Annotated in this window: 4 protein-coding genes; all 4 read left to right on the top strand. The window is 71.3% G+C overall.

Annotation, left to right across the window (positions count from 1 at the left end; genetic code table 11):
- The coding region (locus P409_RS29705; protein WP_034846917.1) for a sarcosine oxidase subunit gamma at nucleotides 1–470 on the top strand (470 nt) is incomplete at its 5' end.
- 243 nt (nucleotides 471–713) lie between these two features.
- Nucleotides 714–1,073: a GFA family protein gene (locus tag P409_RS29710; RefSeq protein WP_034846922.1), complete on the top strand. Its 360-nt coding sequence runs from the start codon at nucleotides 714–716 to the stop codon at nucleotides 1,071–1,073.
- An 87-nt stretch (nucleotides 1,074–1,160) separates the two neighbouring features.
- On the top strand, nucleotides 1,161–1,628 hold the full coding sequence (locus P409_RS29715; protein WP_034846918.1) for a MarR family winged helix-turn-helix transcriptional regulator: 468 nt from the start codon (nucleotides 1,161–1,163) through the stop codon (nucleotides 1,626–1,628).
- A gap of 17 nt (nucleotides 1,629–1,645) precedes the next feature.
- A partial coding sequence (locus P409_RS29720; protein ID WP_034846920.1) for an FUSC family protein occupies nucleotides 1,646–3,507 on the top strand: 1,862 nt, incomplete at its 3' end.

Below are 3,507 nucleotides of genomic sequence, written 5' to 3' on the forward strand. Positions count from 1 at the left end.
ATGCCGGCTTCGGCGCTGCCGTGGCCGGAACCCTCGGGTTCGACCTGCCGGCGCGGCCCGGCATCGCCACGGGCGACGGCGTCGCGGCGCTGTGGCTCGGCCCCACCGAATGGCTGGTGGTCGGCGGCGTCGACCGCGAGGCCGATCTGGCATCCCGGCTGCAGGGCGCGCTGGCCGGCCGGCACGCCGCGGTCACCAACGTCACCGACAACTGGACGGTGATCGCCCTGGCCGGGCCGAAGGCGCTGGACGTGCTGGCCAAGGGCTGCCCGCTGGACCTGCATCCGCGCATCTTTCCGGCCGGGTCGGTGGCGCAGAGCATGGTCGGCCAGGCCGACGTCGTCCTGCACCGCACCGACGACGTGGACGGCGCGCCGCGGCTGCGGATCTATGTCCGCCGCTCCTTCGCCCAGTATCTCTGGGACTGGCTGGCGGACGGGGCGCTGGAATACGGGGTGGGCGAGGGCTGAGACCATTTGTAAATGCTACTGGCGTGGCCGCCTGACGGCGGTTTCTCCGCTTCCGGTGCTCACGCACCAGATGTGCGTTGCGCTCCGGTTCTCGAAACCACCGCCAGCCGACTCGCGCCAGCGCATTTCCAAACGGTCTCAGACTTTCCTGATGGCGGCATGGACAAGGCGCTGCGGCCGGGCGACTCTCCCGCCCTGAACGCCGCCGTGACTCACGGCGATCCGAAGGCCGGAGGAACGCCCATGCCCGAGATGAAGACCTATGAGGGCGGCTGCCATTGCGGCGCCGTGCGTTACCGGGCCGAGACCGACCTGGCGCAGGTGATGAGCTGCAACTGCTCGCACTGCCAGAAGCGCGGCCTGATGCTGACCTTCGTCACGCCCGACCGCTTCACCCTGCTCTCGGGCGGCGAGGGGCTGGCCGACTACCAGTTCAACCGGAAGGTGATCCACCACCTGTTCTGCCCGCGCTGCGGCATCGAATCCTTCGCCCGCGGCCGCAAGCCGGACGGCACCGAGATGGTCGCGATCAATGTCCGCTGCCTCGACGGCCTCGACCTCACCACCGTGGCCGCGATCCCGATCGACGGCCGCAGCCACTGATCCCGGGCGGACCCGCGACTTTCGGCGAAGGCTGGCATGCGGCAATCGCGCTGCATGGCTAATAATGAGCATCCTAATAAATTCGCCATGTCAGACGCCCTTTCCACCGCGCGGGACAATATCGGGTTCCGCCTGTACCTCGTCGCCCGGCTGTGGCGGCGCGAGATCGACGAGACGCTGGCCCGCTATGGGCTCAGCGACGCGACCTGGCAGCCGCTGCTCCACCTGTCCCGGATCGGCGAGGGGGTGCGGCAGCGCGACCTGGCCGATTTGCTCGGCATCGAAGGGCCGTCGCTGGTCCGCCTGCTCGATGCCCTCGAGACCCAGGGGCTGATCGAGCGGCGGGAGGATGAGGGCGACCGCCGGGCCAAGGCGGTGCACCTCACCGGGGACGGCCGGACGCTGGTCGAGGGCATCCGCGGTGTCGCGGCCGAGGTGCGCGAGCGCCTGCTCGCTGGCGTCTCCGACGAGGATGTGATGCTCTGTCTCGGCGTGCTGGACCGGATCGAGCGCAACATCGCCGCCGGCCGGCCCGCAGCCGAGGGTGGCCGCTAGGCTCGTCGGGGGAACGAATGGACTGGCCGACCTGGCGTGACGGCGTGTTCTCGCTGCGCACCTTCTGCGCCGCGATCCTTGCCGCCTGGATCTCCCTGCGCACCAACCTGTCCTCGCCCGGCACGGCGATGCTGACCGTCTACATCGTGTCGCAGCCGCTGACCGGCATGATGCTGTCGAAGAGCGTCTACCGCGTGCTCGGCACCGCCATCGGCGTGCTGGCCAGCGTCACCTTCATCGCCCTGTTCGCGCAGGAGCGCGAGCTGTTCGTGCTGGCCAGCGCGCTGTGGTTCGGCTGCTGCATCTACGTCTCGGTCATGCTGCGCGACGCGCCCGGCGCCTATGCGCCGCTGCTGGCGGGCTACACCGCCGCGATCATCGGCTTCCCGGCGATCACCGCGCCGGACACGGTGTTCGACATCGCCACCAACCGCTGCGTCGAGATCCTGCTGGCGATCTCCTGCGCCGGCGTGCTCAGCGCCATCATCCTGCCGCGCCCGGTCGGGCCGGTCCTGCTGGGCCGGATCGAGGCGCTGCTGGCGGCCACGGCCCAGTGGGCGGTCGGCATCCTGCGCACCGAGGGCACGGAGGAGGCGCCGCAGACCGACCGTGCCCGGCTGATCGGCGACGCGGTGGCGCTGGAGACGCTGCGCGCCCATGCCGTGTTCGACACGCGGGCCATCCGCCTGGCCAACGACGTGATCCGCCAATTGCAGGGGCGGCTGTTCACCTTCCTGGCCGTGCTGGTCTCGATGCAGGAGCGCGGGCGGCTGCTGCGCTTCCGCGACCCGGCGCGGTGGCAGGCGATCCGCCCGGCCTTCGAGGCGGTGGCGCGGATCATGGACCGGTCGCTAGGCCCGGACCAGCCGGATGACGACGACAGCGTCGGCGCCGCCCGGCGGCTGATCGACACCATGCAGCCGTCGCTGGAGGAGCTGCGGCAGAGCCAGACGGCGATGATCGTGCGCATCCTGCTGGACCGGCTGCAGGACCTGCTGACCCTGCGCGACGACTGCCGGCGGCTGCGCGACCATGTCGCCGCCGGCACCCGGCCGCGCACCATGCGGTCGGCGCCGTCGATCAGCCGGCATCGCGACCAGGCCGCCGCCATCATGGCCGGGATCACCGCCTTCACCGCGCTGGTGGTCGCCTGCGGCTTCTGGATCCTGACCGCCTGGCCCAACGGCGCCGCGGCGGCCACCATCCTGGTGGTGGTCTTCGGCTTCTTCTCCGGCGCGGACGAGCCGGCGCTGCCGGCCAAGGAATTCCTGCGCATGGCGGCGGTCGCCAGCGTCATCTACCTGATCTATTTCGCGCTGGTGCTGCCCCGGGTCGACGGCTTCCCGATGCTGGCCCTGGTGCTGGGCGCGGTGCTGGTGCCGGCCGGCACGCTGATGCCGGCGCCGCGGATCGGGCCGTCCGGGCTGCTGCTCTGCATCAACTTCCTGACCCTTCTGGGGCTGTCCGACCGCGCCTCGCTCGACTTCGCCGGGGCGGTCAACAACGCCCTCGCCACCCTGGCCGGCATCGCGCTCGCCGTGCTGCTGTTCCGGCTGATCCGGCCGCTCGGCGTGCGCTGGATGGCGCAGCGCTTCGTCACCGGCATCATGGCCGACCTGGCGCGCATGGCGTCGGGCAGCGGCCTGTCGCAGGCCGAGTTCGAGAGCCGGATGTTCGACCGCATCAACGGCCTGTTCTCGCGGCTCGACCATGCCTCGCCCGGCGACCGGCCGATCCTGCACGGCGCCCTGGCCAGCCTGCGCGTCGGCCACAACATCATGATCCTGCGCCGCCTGTCCGGCCGGCTGCCGCCGCCGGGGACGCGGGCGGTGGAGACGGCGCTGGCCGCGCTGGAGCGCCATTTCGGCCTGGCTTGGCG

It is taken from the genome of Inquilinus limosus MP06 (assembly GCF_000767795.1).
GTDB classification, from domain to species: domain Bacteria; phylum Pseudomonadota; class Alphaproteobacteria; order DSM-16000; family Inquilinaceae; genus Inquilinus; species Inquilinus limosus_E.